The sequence below is a fragment of the Variovorax sp. Soil_C_17 genome (genome assembly GCF_057657265.1).
Genome location: NZ_JBDGIT010000001.1, coordinates 90,946 through 105,882, shown reverse-complemented (window position 1 = coordinate 105,882; position 14,937 = coordinate 90,946). Strand labels below are relative to the sequence as shown.

Here is a 14,937-nt window from a genome sequence, read left to right as displayed (position 1 = left end):
TTGCCCAGCCCGTCGACCTGCGGATCGGCGGCCCGTGGCCCACAACTCTTTTTTCTTTATGAACATCGCGATCCTGGGCGGCGGCCATGGCTGTTATGCCGCCGCTGCCGACTTGTCCGAAGCCGGCCATTCGGTGCGCCTGTGGCGCCGTGATGCCGATGCACTGGCGGCCGTGCGCCAGGCCGGCTCCATTTGCCTGAAGGATGCGCGCGGCGCACGCGACGTGCCCATCGCGCTGGCCACCGCCGACATCGGCGAAGCCTTGTGCGGCGCCTCGCTGATCGTGATCCCGACGCCCGCCATTGCGCAGGAAGACATCGCCCGCGCCATGGCACCGCACCTGGTCGACGGCCAGGTGGTGTTCCTGCCGCCGGGCACTTTCGGCAGCTTCGTCATGGCCCGCATCGTGAAGCAGGCCGGCAACCGCGCCGACGTGGCCTGGGCCGAAACCGGCACGCTGCCCTACCTCGCGCGCAAGCACGGCGAGCGCGAGGTCAACGTCACCATTCGCGCCATCCGCCTGCCGACCGGCGTTTATCCGGCGCGCAAGGAACGCGAGGCGCTGGAGGTGATACGCGCGGCCTACCCGAGCGTGCATGGCTGCGGCGATGCACTCTCGGGCGCGCTGATGAATGCCGGGCCGATCATCCATCCGCCGCTGATGGTGATGAACGCCGCGCCCCTGCAGCACTTCGAGCGCTGGGACATCCACAACGAGGGCACGCAGCGCGCGGTGCGCGACGTAACCGACCGGCTGGACCAGGAGCGCATCGCGGTGCGCGAGGCCTTCGGGCACGGCGCGCCGCACTATCCGCTGGCCGACCACTACAACAACGACCAGTGGATGTACGGCGATGCGCACAAGCAGTTGGTGAAGTCGGGCGACTGGCGCGAGAACATCGATCTCTACGCGCACCGCTACATCACCGAGGACACGGAACTCGGCCTGGCCTTCCTCGCGTCGGCAGCGCGCCATGCAGGCGTGGATGCGCCGATCGCGCACGGCCTGCTGGCCATCGTCGGCGGCTTCCTCGGCCGCGACCTGCGCCAGGGCCCGCGCACTTTCGAGGCGCTTGGCCTGGCCGGTCTGGACCAGGCCGCGCTGAAGAAGAGGCTGCACGATGGCGAGTGAGTCCGCCTCAGCGCCGCGCTTCGCCGCTGTCGGCGCGGGCCGCATGGGGCGCGGCATCGCGATTGCCTTCGCTTACGCGGGCCATCGCATCGCGCTGATCGACTTGCGCTCGCGAAGCGATGAAGCCTGGCAGAAGCTGCGCGCCGAAGCCCGAGCCGAGATCGAGGGCAGTCTCTCCGGCCTCGCGCAACTGGGCGTGCTCGATGCGGCGCAGGTGCCGGCGATGGCCGAGCGCGTCGAGCTCGTGGCCGCCGCCGACGCGCCGCGCGCATTGGCCGCAGCCGAGCTGGTGTTCGAAGGCGTGCCCGAAACGCTGGAGGCCAAGCGCGAGGCCTTCGAGCAGATCAACCGCCATTGCCGCGAGGACGCGATTCTCACTTCGACCACCAGCAGCATCCTGGTCACGCAGCTTGCCGCGCTGGTCAAGAGGCCGGAGCGCTTTCTCAACATGCACTGGCTCAACCCGGCGTATGTGATCCCGGTGGTGGAGCTCAGCTGCCACGCCGGCACCGATGCCGTCGTGCTGGCGCGCACCAAGGCGCTGATGGAGGCGATCGGCAAGCTGCCCGTGGTGTGCGGCCCGACGCCCGGCTACATCGTCCCGCGGCTGCAGGCGCTGGTCATGAACGAGGCCGCGCGCATGGTGGAAGAGGGCGCCGCGACCGCGGAGGAAATCGACAAGGCCACGCGCTACGGCCTGGGCCTGCGATTCGCCGCGCTGGGCGTGGTGGAGTTCATCGACTTCGGCGGCGCCGACATCCTGCACCATGCGAGCCGCGAGATGTCGGGCTCGATCGATCCGGCGCGCTATGCGGCGCCGGCCATCCTCGACCGCATGATGGAAGAGGGCCGGCTGGGCCTGAAAAGTGGCAGCGGGTTCTACGACTATGCGGCCCGCGACGTGGGCGCCTACCGGCGCGACGTGCTGGCGCGCACGCTCGGCATGCTGAAGCACGCCGGGCTGTGGCGACCGCCGGCCGACAGGACGCAGCCATGACGAAGATCCGCCGCGCTTTCGCCGATCTGTCGGTCGGGCAGGTCCATTACGCGAGCTGCGGCGATCCGCGTGCCGAGACGGTGCTGCTGCTGCACCAGTCGCCGCGAAGTTGGGCCGAGTACCGCGATGTGCTGCCCTTGATCGGGCGCCGCTTCCGCGCGGTGGCCATGGACACCGCAGGCTTCGGCGATTCCGACGATGGTGGCGTGCCCGCGAGCATCGAGCAGTGGGCGCGTGTGGCCGTCGAGCTGCTCGACGCGCTGCGCATCGGCCGCGCGCATGTGGTGGGCCACCACACGGGCGGCGTGATCGCGGTCGAGCTGGCGAGCGCATTCGCCGCGCGTGTGCATGGCCTGGTGCTGTCGTCGACGCCGTACACCGACGCCGCTTTCCGCCGCGCACGGGCCGAGCGCCCGCCCATCGACGAGGTGGCGATGAGCGGCGACGGCAGCCATCTCGCGGCCCTGTGGCAGAAGCGTCTCGGCTTCTACCCGGCCGGGCGGCCCGAGTTGCTGGAAGCCTTCGTGCTGGATGCACTCAAGGTGAGCGGCCGCATGGAGGAGGGTCACCGCGCCGTCGCGGCCTATCGCATGGAAGAGCGCATCGGGAAGGTGCGGCAGCCCACGCTGATCGTGCGTGCCACCGACGACCCCTTCGCTGCCCCGCATGCGCAGGAGCTGAAGTCGCACATTCCACAGGCGCGCATCGTCGACATCGAGGGCGGCATGGTGCCGCTGCCCGACCAGATGCCCGGCGCCTTCGCCGACGCGGTGCTTTCCTTCCTGGAGTCGCTGTCGTGAAGGCCGTGCGCATTCCCGGCTTCGGCGCCGCGCCGGTGCTGGAGGACCTGCCCGATCCGCAGCCGCGCCCTGGCCGCACGATCGTGCGCATGGCGGCGGCCACCGTGGGCCATATCGATCGCACGATCTGGAGCGGCGCGTTCCTCCAGCATCCGCCGCTGCCCTACGTCGCCGGCGTCGAAGCCGCGGGCATTGTGTTCGCGAGCGAACGCCATGCGGCCGGCCAGCGCGTGTGGGTGCGCGGCAGCGGCCTGGGCACCACGCACGACGGCACCTGGTGCGAGCTGATCGACGCGCCGGACGAGGCGCTCGGCCTGTTGCCCGATGGGCTCGACATGGCGCTCGGCGCCGCCTTCTTCTCGCCCTGCACCTCGGCTTGGGTCGCGTTGCACGAGATCGCGAAGCTGCAGGCCGGCGAGCGCATGCTGGTAACCGGCGCGACGGGCGCGGTGGGATCGATGACGGTGCAGCTCGCGCGCGAGGTGGGCGCCGTCGTGCTCACGCGCACCGAGGACGCGGCGCAGCAACAAGGCGTCGACCTGCTGGTCGACACCGTCGGCGGCCCGGTGCTGGAGGCTGCCTTGCCCTGCGTCGCGCCCGGTGGCCGTGCGGTGCTGGTGGGCTACACGGCGGGCAACATGCTGCCCCTGAACATCGCGCATTTCCTGCAGCGCGACGTGGCGCTGTTGCCGCTCAACATGTTCCGGCGCGAAGCGGCCGGCCGCGCCGCAGTGCCGGCCTTGCTGGCGCGGCTGGCGGACGGACGGCTCACGCTCGAGGTGAAGCGCTTCGCGCTCGGCGAGGCGGCGAGCGCGCTCGAATGGATCACGCAGCGCGGGCATCGGGGCCGGGCGGTGCTGGTGCCCTGAGGAGGGCGCGGCGCGTGGATCTAAGATCCTTGCGCCCGCACTGCCAGGAGAACGCATCGACATGGACACCCCGCTTGCCTCATCCTGGCTCGCCCTGAGCGCGCCCGTGGCCGCTGCGCGCGCTGCCGGCCGCCCCCTCGTGGCGCTGGAGTCGACCATCATCGCGCACGGCATGCCCTATCCGGAGAACGTGCGCACGGCGCGCGAGGTGGAGGCGTCCATCCGCAGCCTGGGCGCCGAGCCCGCGACCATTGCGCTGATGGGCGGTCGCATCCGCATCGGGCTGTCGGACGAGGAACTGGAACTGCTCGGCCGCTCCGGCCAGGCGCACAAGGTCAGCCGGCGCGACCTGCCGGCGGTGCTGGCCAGCGGCGAGCTCGGTGCCACCACCGTGGCCGGCACCATGATCTGCGCGGCACTGGCGGGCATCGAGGTCTTCGTCACCGGCGGCATCGGCGGCGTGCATCGCGGTGCGGCGCAGAGCTTCGACATCTCGGCCGATCTGCAGGAACTGGCGAAGACTTCGGTGGCGGTGGTGTGCGCCGGCGCCAAGTCGATCCTGGATCTCGGGCTCACGCTGGAATACCTGGAGACGCATGGCGTGCCGGTGCTCAGCTGCGGGCAGGACAACTTCGCCGCCTTCTATACCCGCGACAGTGGCTTGCGCGCCGACTACCGGCTGGACGATGCGGATGCGCAGGCCCGCTTCATTCGCACCAAGTGGGCCCTGGGCCTCGCGGGTGGCGTGGTGCTGAGCACGCCGGTGCCGGAAGCCGCGGCCATGCCGCGCGAGGAGATCGATGCGATCACCGAGCAGGCCCTCGCGGAAGCCGCAGCACAGGGCATCGCCGGAAAGGCCGTCACGCCTTTCCTGCTGTCGCGCATCAAGTCGCTGACCGGCGGGCGCAGCCTCGCGACCAACATCGCGCTCGTGAAGCACAACGCCGAGGTGGGCGCGAGGCTGGCGCTGGCGTTGGCACGCCTGTAGGGGCCGTGCCGGTCAGGACACCTGGCAGTTCGTCTTCGTGCCGAAGACGAATGCTTTCATCTATCAGGGTTTTCTTTTCTCGCTCTTTCTCGCTGGCTTCCTTCGGCGGGCGCGAATCTGAATAAGGTTCGCGGCCAAGAAAGAGGCGCATGTGAGCCGTCCCCAAGCGGGTCGCTTGCAATGACGACCTCGCCCTAACCCTCTCGCGCATCTGAATCTCGCGCTGCCCATGACACACGGACAGCGCGGATGCATGCCGCGCGCACAAGAAGACCCACTTATCAAGGGAGCCCCCGTGGTCACAACAACCAGAATTCTGCGTGCCGCCGTCTGCGTGGCCGCGTTGGCCGTCAGCGGCATCGCTGCCGCACAGATCCAGAGCGGCGTGGCTCGCAAGGCGGCACCGCCTTCCGTTGCCCTCGGCGTTCCGGCTGCCAATGCAAAAGCCAATGCCAGCCAGCGTTCGTCTTCTCTCGCCACGGCGGGCTCGGGCAGTTCCCTGAGCTTCACCAGCGGCCCGCCCGCCCTGCGCTACCTGCCGGACGATCTGCCCAATGCCAAGGACCCGGTGCGGCGCGAAGCGGTCAAGGACGGTGCGAAGGATGCCGGTGCTGCCGCCCGCAGCGCAGCCCCAGCCGGCACCAGCGAGTTCGCCCCCGCCCCCGGCGTCCTGCGCGCCAACATGCCCCCCGTCAGCTTCGCCGACGCCGAGCGCATTCTCAAGGCGAGAGTCCTTCCGGCCAACGTCAATCAAGGCGTCACTGCGGCTTCCAAGACCAGCAAGACCTCGGCCTTGACCTCGACCACGACCTCGACTACGTGGGCAGCAACCCGGCGAACAGGACCGACCCATCCGGATTGATCGCGCGCGAAGCCGCGGCGCTGGCCGCTGGTCTCGGAAGTGCCATCAGCAGCGGCTGGAGCGCTTCAGTGGCGGCGTTCCAGAACGAGTCTTTGGCAGACATCGCCCTCAAAAGCGTGCAGGGTCTCAATCCCGCGGTGGGTGCAGCTGTAGGCGCGGGTGTTAAATTCATCAAGGCGGCAGATGGAGTTGCAGATGCGGCGAAGGAAGCTGCAGCGTTTACGGAGATTTCGGTAGGCGCAAGAGCCACGAGGAACAGTGCCAATCAGCTGAACGTGGGTCTGACACAATCGCATGCGATCGAGAACCTGGCTGCGAATGGATATGTGAAGACGATGTCGAAAGATGGAACCGTCACCATCATGACGAACGGGGACAAGGTCTACAGGTTCTATCCTCAATCGACCGGCGGCGGTGTGCCGGGTGCGCCTGCCGGTGTGCCTTCTGCGTCTGTTTCCATCCTCGACAAGATCGTCACCAAGCTACGCTTTCTAGGGGAGTAACGTGGTAGCAAGCAATACTTGGCCTAGCTTGTACGACGTATTGGCTACGGGAGCGGAGCTCCCCGCGAAGGTATTCAACCGACCATTCGAGCAGTACCTGTTTTTCGATGCGGACATTAGCTCATCAGAGGCAATGATCTCCGCGGTTCGAAACGTCGTCATCTCCTGTTTCGATCTTGATGTCGAGGTCCAAATATTCGCTAGTTCGAATCGCGCTTTCCTCGCTCACCTCGGGAAGTGCATGGATTGGTCAGACGAGATAAGTCGTCTCGGAAAGACGAACCGAGAATCTGGAGACGCTGGTGGACTGACGCTCGTGGATGCGAAGAGGAGATGGATTGCGCATCAAAGTCGCCCTGTGGACATCGGCATTTTCGCGATCGATTGCCACGCGGAACTTGGTGGCGTCCAAGGTATGAAGGATAGCTTTTTTGACTGCGTCGATATCTCTAATTGGCTTCGTCGGCAGACTCCGCGTGACGCTGATTTGGTAGCGGGTTTCGGTGAGGACTTCCTTGCCACATTGGTAAAAAATTACCGGTGATGCCTCCTCGACACATCGTGCACTTGCGGCAAAGCGACCTAATCGCCAACATCCGCTCTCGGACTACGCAGGTGGCTGTGCCCAGAATTGGGTCGGAATCGATCGATCTGCAGGCGATGTTGAATAACTGAGGGCGGGCAGGCTGTCCAATTAGAAATATCAGTGACCGGGACAGATCAGAAAAGCGCCGCTAAAGATCGCGATCAAGGTCGCATCGAAATCACTCTACGCATCTGGCATGCGCACGAAGATCCAGACGCGATCTCGAAAGCCTTGCAACTGGCGCCGACGTACTCTTACAAGGCCGGCGATCAGCGCATGACCCCGAAGGGAAGGCCCCTGCCTTCTGTACATCGCGAAACGCTCTGGTGCCACGACATCGAGGTTGTCACGAACGCCACACTGACGCAGGCACTCGATGCAATGGATACTCTGCTGGCATCGCGCGAGCAGCAACTCAAGCACCTGAGAATGCAGGGGTTCAAGGTTGAATGTTTCGTCGGTCTGTTCCTGGACGGAGATCGGACCGAGGTCCTCACATCGGAGCAGATGTCTCGCTCTACGCGGCACGGCATCGATTTGGTCCTCGGTATCTACGCACCTCCAGCAGAAGCGGCGAGCCGGGGTCGATCGGAAGATGATGGCCAAGCAGCCCGGAACGGCCTATGACTCAGGCCGCCGCCGGTCAAGACCGCGGCCCAGTTGGGCACCCTTGGCTGGTGATCTGCCAGTGCTACCGCGAGACCGGCAAGGCCACGCGCGAATGGGGACGGACTGTCACCCATGCGGCCACCAGTTGTCCCATCGAGGCAGCTCCGATGCCATTACCAACATCGCGTAGATGACGCCGCGGACCCGATTGCCGAGCACGACAGCCGCCAGCATTGCCTGTTCGCGTTGACGGGCCCCGATTTATCGCAGCCTAGATCGTGCGCAGCGAAGCCGCTACGGCTGCGAGTCCTCTTCCGCCTCCTCCGCCTCTCCAGGCGCACGGGCGTGCAGCTCGATCATCTGCCGCAAGGTGGTCTTGAGCTCTTCGGCGCGCAGCAGGCCAAAGGGCTCCAGCACGCGTCGCTCGTGCTCGCGCGCCAGCTCCATCAGCTGCTCCACCGTCTTGGCGCCCTTGCGCGTGATGCGCACCAGCGTGATGCGCCGGTCACTGTCATGGGGCAGGCGCTCGACCTGGCCCTTGGATTCCATCCGGTCGAGCAGGCGGGTGACGGTCGGCTGCTTGGTGACCGTGACCTGCGCCAGCTGGCCGATGCTGACCGGCTCGCCGCCAGCCAGCGAAGCCATGACCCGCCACTCCGACACCGAGAAGCCGTGCTGGCGCGCCACCACGTGGAACTCCGAGGAAATCAGCTGACTGGCCTGCGCCAGCAGCGCCGGCAGGTAGTCGTCGACGAAGCGCAAGGAATTCTTCTTAGAAGCGGCAGTGGCCATGAAGCGTCCCCTCGGCTGATTCAGGCACGCAGCTTGCGTGTCTAGGGTTATTCATGATTGTGGATACATTCACTTCTGAACATTATAGGAACCATGCGATGAAGCGGCTTCCATGCCGGCACGGAAAGATACAGAACCATGGCTGAGCGATCGTTCGTCGAGGAAGTGAAGAAGCTCCGGCTTGCCGAAGGCGAGGTGTTTCGGGGTGAGGGCATTCTGGCAGTCACCAAGGCACTGCTCGAATCGGGTGTTTCCTATGTCGCCGGTTACCAGGGCGCGCCCATTTCGCACCTGATGGACGTGCTGGCCGATGCCCAGGACATCCTGGCCGAGCAGGGCATCCGCTTCGAGAACAGCGCCAGCGAGGCGACGGCGGCCGCGACGCTGGCTGCCTCGGTCAACTACCCGCTGCGCGGCGCCGTGACCTTCAAGGCGACGGTGGGCACCAACGTGGCCTCCGACGCGCTGGCCAATCTGGCCTCGGGCGGCGTGACCGGCGGGGCGCTCGTCATCGTGGGCGAGGACTATGGCGAGGGCTCCTCGATCATGCAGGAGCGCAGCCACGCCTTCGCGATGAAGTCGCAGATCTGGCTGCTGGACCCGCGCCCCAACCTGCCCTCCATCGTCGATGCGGTGAAGAAGGGCTTCGAACTCTCGGAGGCCAGCAACACGCCGGTGATGCTGCAGCTGCGCATTCGCGCTTGCCACGTGCACGGCCAGTTCGTGGCGGGCGCCAACCGCCGCGCCGAGTTCACGCTGAAGGACGCACTGGAAAACCCGCAGCGCGACGTCAGCCGCATCGTGCTGCCGCCGGCCAGCTTCGTGCACGAGCAGGAGAAGGTGAAGGAGCGCTGGCCCGCCGCGGTGCGCTTCATCGAGGAGCACAAGCTCAACGAGTTCTTCTCGGAAGATGCCGACGACATCGGCATCATCGTGCAGGGCGGCAGCTACAACACCCTGCTGCGCGCCCTCGAGCGCCTGGGCCTGGCCGATGTCTACGGCCGCACCGAGGTGCCGCTCTACGTGATGAACGTGGCGTATCCACTGGTCGACAACGAGGTGCTGCGCTTCTGCATGGGCAAACGCGCGGTGCTGGTGGTGGAAGAGGGCCAGCCCAACTTCGTCGAGCAGAACCTCGCGACCATCCTGCGCCAGGCCGGCTCCACCACCGCACTGCACGGCAAGGACATGTTGCCCGTGGCAGGGGAATACACGGCAGCCGAGCTGCTCAAGGGCGCGCGCGCCTTCGGGGAGCGCTATGGGCGGCTGCAGCCGCTGCCGGTCCCCGCGCCGGTGCGCAAGGTGATCCCGCTCAAGGAAGTCGCCGAGATCGGCGTCGACGCCGCACCCGAGCCCGCCCTGCCGCTGGGCGACAGCGTGCATGCGCGCCCGCCGGGCTTCTGCACCGGCTGCCCCGAGCGTCCGATCTTCAGCGCCATGAAGCTGGTCGAGCGCGAGCTGGGCCCGCACCACGTGAGCGCCGACATCGGCTGCCACCTGTTCTCCATCCTGCCGCCCTTCAACATCGGCAACACCACCATGGGCTACGGCCTGGGCGGCGCCGGCGCGGCGGCGCTCAATGCGCCGGCGGGCAAGCGGGCGATCTCGATGATGGGCGACGGCGGCTTCTGGCACAACGGCCTCACCAGCGGCGTGGCCAACGCGGTCTTCAACAAGAGCGACAACCTGACGATCGTCGTCGACAACAACTACACCTCGGCCACCGGCGGGCAGGACATCCTCTCGTCGAAGGCGCAGAACGCGACCCGCAGCACCGGCCATGCGATCGAGCGCGCGGTGCGCGGCGTGGGCGTGCAATGGGTGCGCACGATGCGCCGCACCTACGACGTCGCCGGCATGCGCGACGTGATCAAGGAGGCGCTGACGACGAAGCAGAAGGGCCCCAAGGTGCTGATCGCGCAGTCCGAATGCATGCTCAACAAGCAGCGGCGCGAGAAGCCGCTGGTGCGCAAGGCCATCGCCGAAGGCAAGCGCGTGGTGCGCGACAAGTTCGGCGTCGACGAGGACACCTGCACCGGCGACCATTCGTGCATCCGGCTGTCGGGCTGCCCCTCGCTGTCGATCAAGTCCAACCCCGATCCGCTGCGCGTGGATCCCGTCGCCACCGTGCTCGACAGCTGCGTGGGCTGCGGCAACTGCGGCGATGTCTCGCATGCCGCCGTGCTCTGCCCCTCTTTCTACAAGGCGCAGATCGTGAGCAACCCGACGGGCTGGGACCGCTTCCGCGAGCGTGTGCGCGCGAGCGTGATCGGCTGGCTCCAGCGCGGCGAGGCGAAGCGTCGCGCCACCTATGCGTTCTAGACGACTATGCGACGCAACAACGCAGCGCTAAGACTGTTCGCAGCGCCCCAGGTCCAGGGACACCGCGGAACCGGCTTCGCCGGACCGCTGGTGTTGTCCCCGGTAGGGGGTGGGCGGCGACACGAAGCGAGCCAAACTGGGGGCGAGCGATGATTCAACCCATCAAGATCGCGATCCTCGCCATGGGCGGCGAAGGCGGCGGCGTGCTGGCCGACTGGATCGTCGACATGGGCGAGGCCAATGGCTACGTGGCGCAGACCACCTCGGTTCCCGGCGTGGCCCAGCGCACCGGCGCAACCATCTACTACGTCGAGCTCTATCCTGAAGCGCAGGCCGAGGCCGACGGCGGCCGGCCCGTGCTGGCGCTGATGCCGCTGCCGGGCGATGTCGACCTGGTGCTGGCCTCGGAGCTGATGGAAGCCGGCCGCGCCGTGCAGCGCGGCCTGGTCACCAAGGACCGCACGACCCTGGTCGCTTCCACCCACCGCGTCTACTCGATCGCCGAGAAGAGTGCCCTGGGCGACGGCCGCGTGGACAGCGCCCAGCTGCTGGCACACGCGGACAAGGCGGCCAAGCGCTTCATCCGCTTCGACATGGCGAAGGCCGCGGAAGAGGCAGGCAGCGTGATCAGCGCGGTGCTCTTCGGCGCGCTGGCCGGCGCCGGCGTTCTGCCGTTCAGTCGCGCGCAGTTCGAGGCCACCATCGAGCGCGGCGGCGTGGGCGTCAAGCCCAGCCTGAAGGCCTTCGGGGCCGCTTTCGCGCGGGTGCAGGACGCGGCGGAAGAAGCGGTGTCCATCCCCGCACCAAGTGCGCCGCCGCAGCCGAAGCACCCCGCGGTGCGTGCGCTGGTCGAACGCGTGCAGCGCGAGTTCGCGCCGGCGCTGCACCCCATGCTGTTCGAAGCCGTGCGCCGCCTCATCGACTACCAGGACCCGGCCTACGCCAACCTCTACCTCGACCGCATGGCCGCGATCGCTGCCTTGCCCGCGGGGGAGGACCATCGGCTGCAGCGCGAGACTGCCCGCCACCTGGCGCTGTGGATGACCTACGAGGACACGGCCCGGGTGGCCGCGCTCAAGACCCGCGCCTCGCGCTTCGAGCGCGTGCGCGGCGAGTCCGGCCTGCAAGAGGGCCAGCTGCTGGCGATCAACGAATACATGCACCCGCGCCTGCAGGAGATCTGCGAGACCCTGCCCGGCGGCATCGGCCGCTGGCTGATGGGCTCGGGCTGGCCGCGCCGCCTGGTGGAGCGCATGACGCGCAAGGGCCGCGTGATCCGCACCAGCACGCTGGGCGGCTACCTGATGCTCTCCACGGTCGCCGCCATGAAGCGCTGGCGCCGCAGCACCACCCGCTATGCCGAGGAGAACCGCCGCATCGAGGACTGGCTGCAGCGCATCGCCGCCACCGCCGCGCAGCACCCGGAGCTGGCGGTCGAGCTGGCTCAGTGTCAGCGCCTGGTCAAGGGCTACAGCGACACCCACGAGCGTGGCCTGCGCAACTACGACACGCTGATGGCCGCCTTCCAGCGCGCGGGCACTCGCATGGCGCCGGCCACGCTGCGCGAGCTGCGCGACGCGGCACTGGCCGATGAACAGGGCCACCAGCTGCGCACCGTGCTGGCGCGGCATGCGCTGGCCTAGAGCCGACGTGAACAGACAAGAGAGACACGCATGACCGCCACACTTCAACTGCGCGTCGCCGAGGCGTGCGCGCTCAACCCGCTGATCCGCATGTTCGTGCTGCGCGCCGACGATGGCCGCGCGCTGCCGGGCTACAGCGCCGGCGCCCACCTGCGCATCCAGGTCGAGCTGCCCGATGGCGCGAAGGACTGGCGCCACTACTCGCTGATCAACTTCGCCACCGAGCGCAATGCGACGAACGCGCCCACGCAGTACGTCATCGCCGTGCGCAAGGAGGCCGATGGCCGCGGCGGCTCGCGCTTCATGCACGAGCGGCTCGAGAAGGGCGAGCTCGTCACCATCGAGCCGCCGAAGAACGACTTTCCGCTGCACACCGGCCCCGGCGGCACGGTGCTGGTGGCGGGCGGCATCGGCATCACGCCGCTGGCCACCATGGCCGCGCGCCGCCGCGCCGAGGGCGAGCCGGTGCGCCTGCACTATGCCGGCCGCAGCCGCGAGCTGATGGCCTTCCTGCCCGAGCTGCAGGCCCTGCTGGGCGACGACCTGCACGTGCATGCCGATGCCGACGCCGGTACGCCGCTCGACATCGACGCGGTGCTCGACGACGTGCCCGCCGGCGACCGCCTCTATGTCTGCGGCCCCAAGGTCATGCTCGACGCCGTGCTGGCGCGCACCCAGGCGCGCGGCTGGGAACACGACCGCGTGCATTTCGAGCTCTTCACCACGACGGTCGCCGAGGAAGGCGACCAGCCCTTCGAGGTGGAGCTCGCCCAATCCGGCCGGCGCTTTACGGTGCCCGCGGATCAGAGCATCCTCGACTGCCTGATCGAGCATGGCTGCGATCCGATGTACGACTGCAAGCGCGGCGAATGCGGCGTTTGCACGACGGCGGTGCTGGAAGGCGAGATCGATCACCGCGACTACGTGCTGAGCGCCCGCGAGAAGTCCGAGGGCAACGTGATGCAGATCTGCATTTCGCGCGCCAAGGGGGCGAAGCTGGTGCTGGACATCTGAAGGAGAGCGACACGATGACTTCCTACCGAGGCAACCCCGAGGCCGTGCGCGCCCTGGTGCAGAACGACCGCGTACACCGCGACCTCTACATCAGCCAGGAGCTGTTCGAGCTGGAGCAGGAGCATTTCTTCGCGAACACCTGGAACTACGTGGGCCACGAGAGCCAGCTGCCCAAGCCCGGCGACTACATCAGCAACGAGATCGCGGGGCGTCCGCTGATCGTGGTGCGCCACAGCGACGGGTCGCTGCGCGCGATGATGAACCGCTGCGCCCACAAGGGCTCGCGCCTGGTGAGCGCGCCCTGCGGCAACACCGGCAAGTTCTTCCGCTGCCCCTACCACGCCTGGACCTTCAAGACCGACGGCTCGCTGCTCGCGATCCCGCTGAAGAACGGCTACGAGGGCACGCAGCTGCACGAATGCGAATCGGCCAAGGGCCTGACCACCATCCGCAACGTGCGCAGCCACCGCGGCTTCGTCTTCGTCAAGATCAACGACGTCGGCCCGGACTTCGAGACCTACTTCGGCGACTCGCTGAGCTCCATCGACAACATGGCCGACCGCTCGCCCGAAGGCGAGCTGGAGATCGCCGGCGGCTGCCTGCGCTTCATGCACCAGTGCAACTGGAAGATGTTCGTGGAGAACCTCAACGACACCATGCACCCCATGGTGGCGCACGAGTCATCGGCCGGCACCGCCAAGCGCATGTGGTCCGACAAGCCGGCCGACGAGCCGAAGCCCATGGCCATCGAACAGTTCGTGCCCTTCATGTCGGACTACAAGTTCTTCGACGACATGGGCATCCGGACCTACGACAACGGCCACAGCTTCACCGGCGTGCACTTCAGCATCCACAGCAAGTACAAGGCGATCCCCGAGTACGACGACGCCATGAAGGCGAAGTACGGCGAGGAGCGCACGGCGCAGATCCTCGGCATGGCGCGCCACAACACGGTCTACTACCCCAACCTCACGATCAAGGGTGCCATCCAGGCGATCCGCGTGGTCAAGCCGATCGCGGCCGACAAGACGCTGATCGAGAGCTGGACCTTCCGCCTGAAGGGCGCGCCGCCCGAGCTGCTGCAGCGCACCGCCATGTACAACCGGCTGATCAACTCGCCCTTTTCGGTGGTCGGGCACGACGACCTGCAGGCCTACCGCGGCATGCAGGCCGGGCTGCACGCAACGGGCAACGAGTGGGTCAGCCTGCATCGCAACTACGACCCCGAGGAGCTGAAGGGCGGCGAGATCACCACCGGCGGCACCAACGAGCTGCCGATGCGCAACCAGTACCGCAGCTGGGCCCGCTACATGACGGAGACGATGTGATGAGCGAGAACACCGTCACGCGCCAGGATCTCGTCGACTTCGTGGTGCAGGAGGCTCGCCTGCTCGACGGCAAGCGCTACGAGGAGTGGAACTCGCTCTTCACCGACGATGCCTACTACTGGATACCGGCCGCGCCGGACCAGGAGGATGGCCTCAACCACTGCTCGCACATGTACGAGGACAAGCTCTTGCGCGACCTGCGCATCGAGCGCCTGAAGAGCCCGCGCGCCTTTTCGCAGCAGCCGCCCAGCCGCTGCCACCACCTGCTTCAGACGCCCACCGTCGAGCTCTTCGACGAAGCGGGCAATGCCTTCGTGGTGCGCACCGAGTTCCACTACACCGAGTCGCAGGGCGACGAGCTGCAGTTCTACGTGGGCACCTTCTTCCACCACCTCACGCAGGTGGACGGACGGCTGCGCATGACGCTCAAGCGCGTGAACCTGCTCAACTGCGACGCGGCACTGCCGGCCGTGCAGCTCTTCATCTAGGGAC

General features: G+C 67.3%; 15 protein-coding genes. 13 read left to right on the top strand and 2 right to left on the bottom strand.

The features are described from left to right. Positions 1 to 58: 58 nt before the first annotated feature. From AC3A6Y_RS00500 to AC3A6Y_RS00470, 7 genes are all read left to right on the top strand, one after another. Positions 59 to 1,132, top strand: a complete 1,074-nt coding sequence (locus tag AC3A6Y_RS00500; protein ID WP_487866278.1) for an NAD/NADP octopine/nopaline dehydrogenase family protein — start codon at positions 59 to 61, stop codon at positions 1,130 to 1,132. Further along, positions 1,122 to 2,129, top strand: a complete 1,008-nt coding sequence (locus tag AC3A6Y_RS00495) for a 3-hydroxybutyryl-CoA dehydrogenase (RefSeq protein WP_487866277.1) — start codon at positions 1,122 to 1,124, stop codon at positions 2,127 to 2,129. The genes AC3A6Y_RS00500 and AC3A6Y_RS00495 overlap by 11 nt, the downstream gene beginning before the upstream one ends. After that, positions 2,126 to 2,929 (top strand): alpha/beta fold hydrolase, encoded by an 804-nt coding sequence (locus AC3A6Y_RS00490; RefSeq protein ID WP_487866276.1) that lies wholly within the window; start codon positions 2,126 to 2,128, stop codon positions 2,927 to 2,929. Before AC3A6Y_RS00495 ends, AC3A6Y_RS00490 begins: the two co-directional genes overlap by 4 nt. Beyond that, positions 2,926 to 3,798 carry a quinone oxidoreductase family protein gene (locus AC3A6Y_RS00485; protein WP_487866275.1) on the top strand — a complete coding sequence of 291 codons (873 nt, stop codon included), beginning with the start codon at positions 2,926 to 2,928 and terminating at the stop codon, positions 3,796 to 3,798. Before AC3A6Y_RS00490 ends, AC3A6Y_RS00485 begins: the two co-directional genes overlap by 4 nt. A 61-nt stretch (positions 3,799 to 3,859) precedes the next feature. Beyond that, the gene (locus AC3A6Y_RS00480; RefSeq protein WP_487866274.1) at positions 3,860 to 4,786 is read left to right on the top strand and encodes a pseudouridine-5'-phosphate glycosidase; all 927 of its coding nucleotides are present in this window, start codon (positions 3,860 to 3,862) and stop codon (positions 4,784 to 4,786) included. A gap of 295 nt (positions 4,787 to 5,081) precedes the next feature. Next, positions 5,082 to 5,648: a hypothetical protein gene (locus AC3A6Y_RS00475; RefSeq protein ID WP_487866273.1), complete on the top strand. Its 567-nt coding sequence runs from the start codon at positions 5,082 to 5,084 to the stop codon at positions 5,646 to 5,648. Further along, positions 5,645 to 6,151, top strand: a complete 507-nt coding sequence (locus AC3A6Y_RS00470) for a hypothetical protein (RefSeq protein ID WP_487866272.1) — start codon at positions 5,645 to 5,647, stop codon at positions 6,149 to 6,151. Before AC3A6Y_RS00475 ends, AC3A6Y_RS00470 begins: the two co-directional genes overlap by 4 nt. A 250-nt stretch (positions 6,152 to 6,401) precedes the next feature. Here AC3A6Y_RS00470 and AC3A6Y_RS00465 read toward each other — a convergent pair whose 3' ends face one another. Continuing rightward, positions 6,402 to 6,563: a hypothetical protein gene (locus tag AC3A6Y_RS00465; RefSeq protein ID WP_487866271.1), complete on the bottom strand. Its 162-nt coding sequence runs from the start codon at positions 6,561 to 6,563 to the stop codon at positions 6,402 to 6,404. 294 nt (positions 6,564 to 6,857) lie between these two features. On the opposite strand from AC3A6Y_RS00465, the gene AC3A6Y_RS00460 reads away from it, so the two are divergent. Next, complete coding sequence (locus AC3A6Y_RS00460; protein ID WP_487866270.1) at positions 6,858 to 7,364, top strand: DUF4279 domain-containing protein; 507 nt, start codon at positions 6,858 to 6,860, stop codon at positions 7,362 to 7,364. 276 nt (positions 7,365 to 7,640) lie between these two features. Here AC3A6Y_RS00460 and AC3A6Y_RS00455 read toward each other — a convergent pair whose 3' ends face one another. Continuing rightward, a complete protein-coding gene (locus tag AC3A6Y_RS00455; RefSeq protein WP_487866269.1) occupies positions 7,641 to 8,138 on the bottom strand; it encodes a MarR family winged helix-turn-helix transcriptional regulator in 498 nt (165 codons plus the stop codon). A gap of 138 nt (positions 8,139 to 8,276) precedes the next feature. Between AC3A6Y_RS00455 and AC3A6Y_RS00450 the strand changes: the two genes are divergently transcribed. The 5 genes from AC3A6Y_RS00450 (at position 8,277) to AC3A6Y_RS00430 (ending at position 14,933) form a co-directional block, all read left to right on the top strand. Continuing rightward, complete coding sequence (locus tag AC3A6Y_RS00450) at positions 8,277 to 10,460, top strand: thiamine pyrophosphate-dependent enzyme (protein WP_487866268.1); 2,184 nt, start codon at positions 8,277 to 8,279, stop codon at positions 10,458 to 10,460. Positions 10,461 to 10,609: 149 nt separating this feature from the next. After that, entirely contained in the window at positions 10,610 to 12,103 is a 1,494-nt protein-coding gene (locus AC3A6Y_RS00445; RefSeq protein WP_487866267.1) for an indolepyruvate oxidoreductase subunit beta family protein, read from the top strand. Positions 12,104 to 12,133: 30 nt separating this feature from the next. Further along, complete coding sequence (locus AC3A6Y_RS00440) at positions 12,134 to 13,117, top strand: PDR/VanB family oxidoreductase (RefSeq protein ID WP_487866266.1); 984 nt, start codon at positions 12,134 to 12,136, stop codon at positions 13,115 to 13,117. A 14-nt stretch (positions 13,118 to 13,131) separates the two neighbouring features. Continuing rightward, positions 13,132 to 14,445: an aromatic ring-hydroxylating dioxygenase subunit alpha gene (locus AC3A6Y_RS00435; protein ID WP_487866265.1), complete on the top strand. Its 1,314-nt coding sequence runs from the start codon at positions 13,132 to 13,134 to the stop codon at positions 14,443 to 14,445. Beyond that, positions 14,445 to 14,933: an aromatic-ring-hydroxylating dioxygenase subunit beta gene (locus AC3A6Y_RS00430; RefSeq protein WP_487866264.1), complete on the top strand. Its 489-nt coding sequence runs from the start codon at positions 14,445 to 14,447 to the stop codon at positions 14,931 to 14,933. The genes AC3A6Y_RS00435 and AC3A6Y_RS00430 overlap by 1 nt, the downstream gene beginning before the upstream one ends. Positions 14,934 to 14,937: the final 4 nt, after the last annotated feature.

Bases quoted from the DNA above. Each gene is read 5' to 3' on its own strand.
- AC3A6Y_RS00500 (WP_487866278.1), top strand. From the start codon at position 59: ATGAACATCGCGATCCTGGGCGGCGGCCATGGCTGTTATGCCGCCGCT.
- AC3A6Y_RS00490 (WP_487866276.1), top strand. From the start codon at position 2,126: ATGACGAAGATCCGCCGCGCTTTCGCCGATCTGTCGGTCGGGCAGGTC.
- AC3A6Y_RS00455 (WP_487866269.1), bottom strand. From the start codon at position 8,138: ATGGCCACTGCCGCTTCTAAGAAGAATTCCTTGCGCTTCGTCGACGAC.
- AC3A6Y_RS00445 (WP_487866267.1), top strand. From the start codon at position 10,610: ATGATTCAACCCATCAAGATCGCGATCCTCGCCATGGGCGGCGAAGGC.
- AC3A6Y_RS00495 (WP_487866277.1), top strand. From the start codon at position 1,122: ATGGCGAGTGAGTCCGCCTCAGCGCCGCGCTTCGCCGCTGTCGGCGCG.
- AC3A6Y_RS00440 (WP_487866266.1), top strand. From the start codon at position 12,134: ATGACCGCCACACTTCAACTGCGCGTCGCCGAGGCGTGCGCGCTCAAC.
- AC3A6Y_RS00450 (WP_487866268.1), top strand. From the start codon at position 8,277: ATGGCTGAGCGATCGTTCGTCGAGGAAGTGAAGAAGCTCCGGCTTGCC.
- AC3A6Y_RS00430 (WP_487866264.1), top strand. From the start codon at position 14,445: ATGAGCGAGAACACCGTCACGCGCCAGGATCTCGTCGACTTCGTGGTG.
- AC3A6Y_RS00435 (WP_487866265.1), top strand. From the start codon at position 13,132: ATGACTTCCTACCGAGGCAACCCCGAGGCCGTGCGCGCCCTGGTGCAG.
- AC3A6Y_RS00480 (WP_487866274.1), top strand. From the start codon at position 3,860: ATGGACACCCCGCTTGCCTCATCCTGGCTCGCCCTGAGCGCGCCCGTG.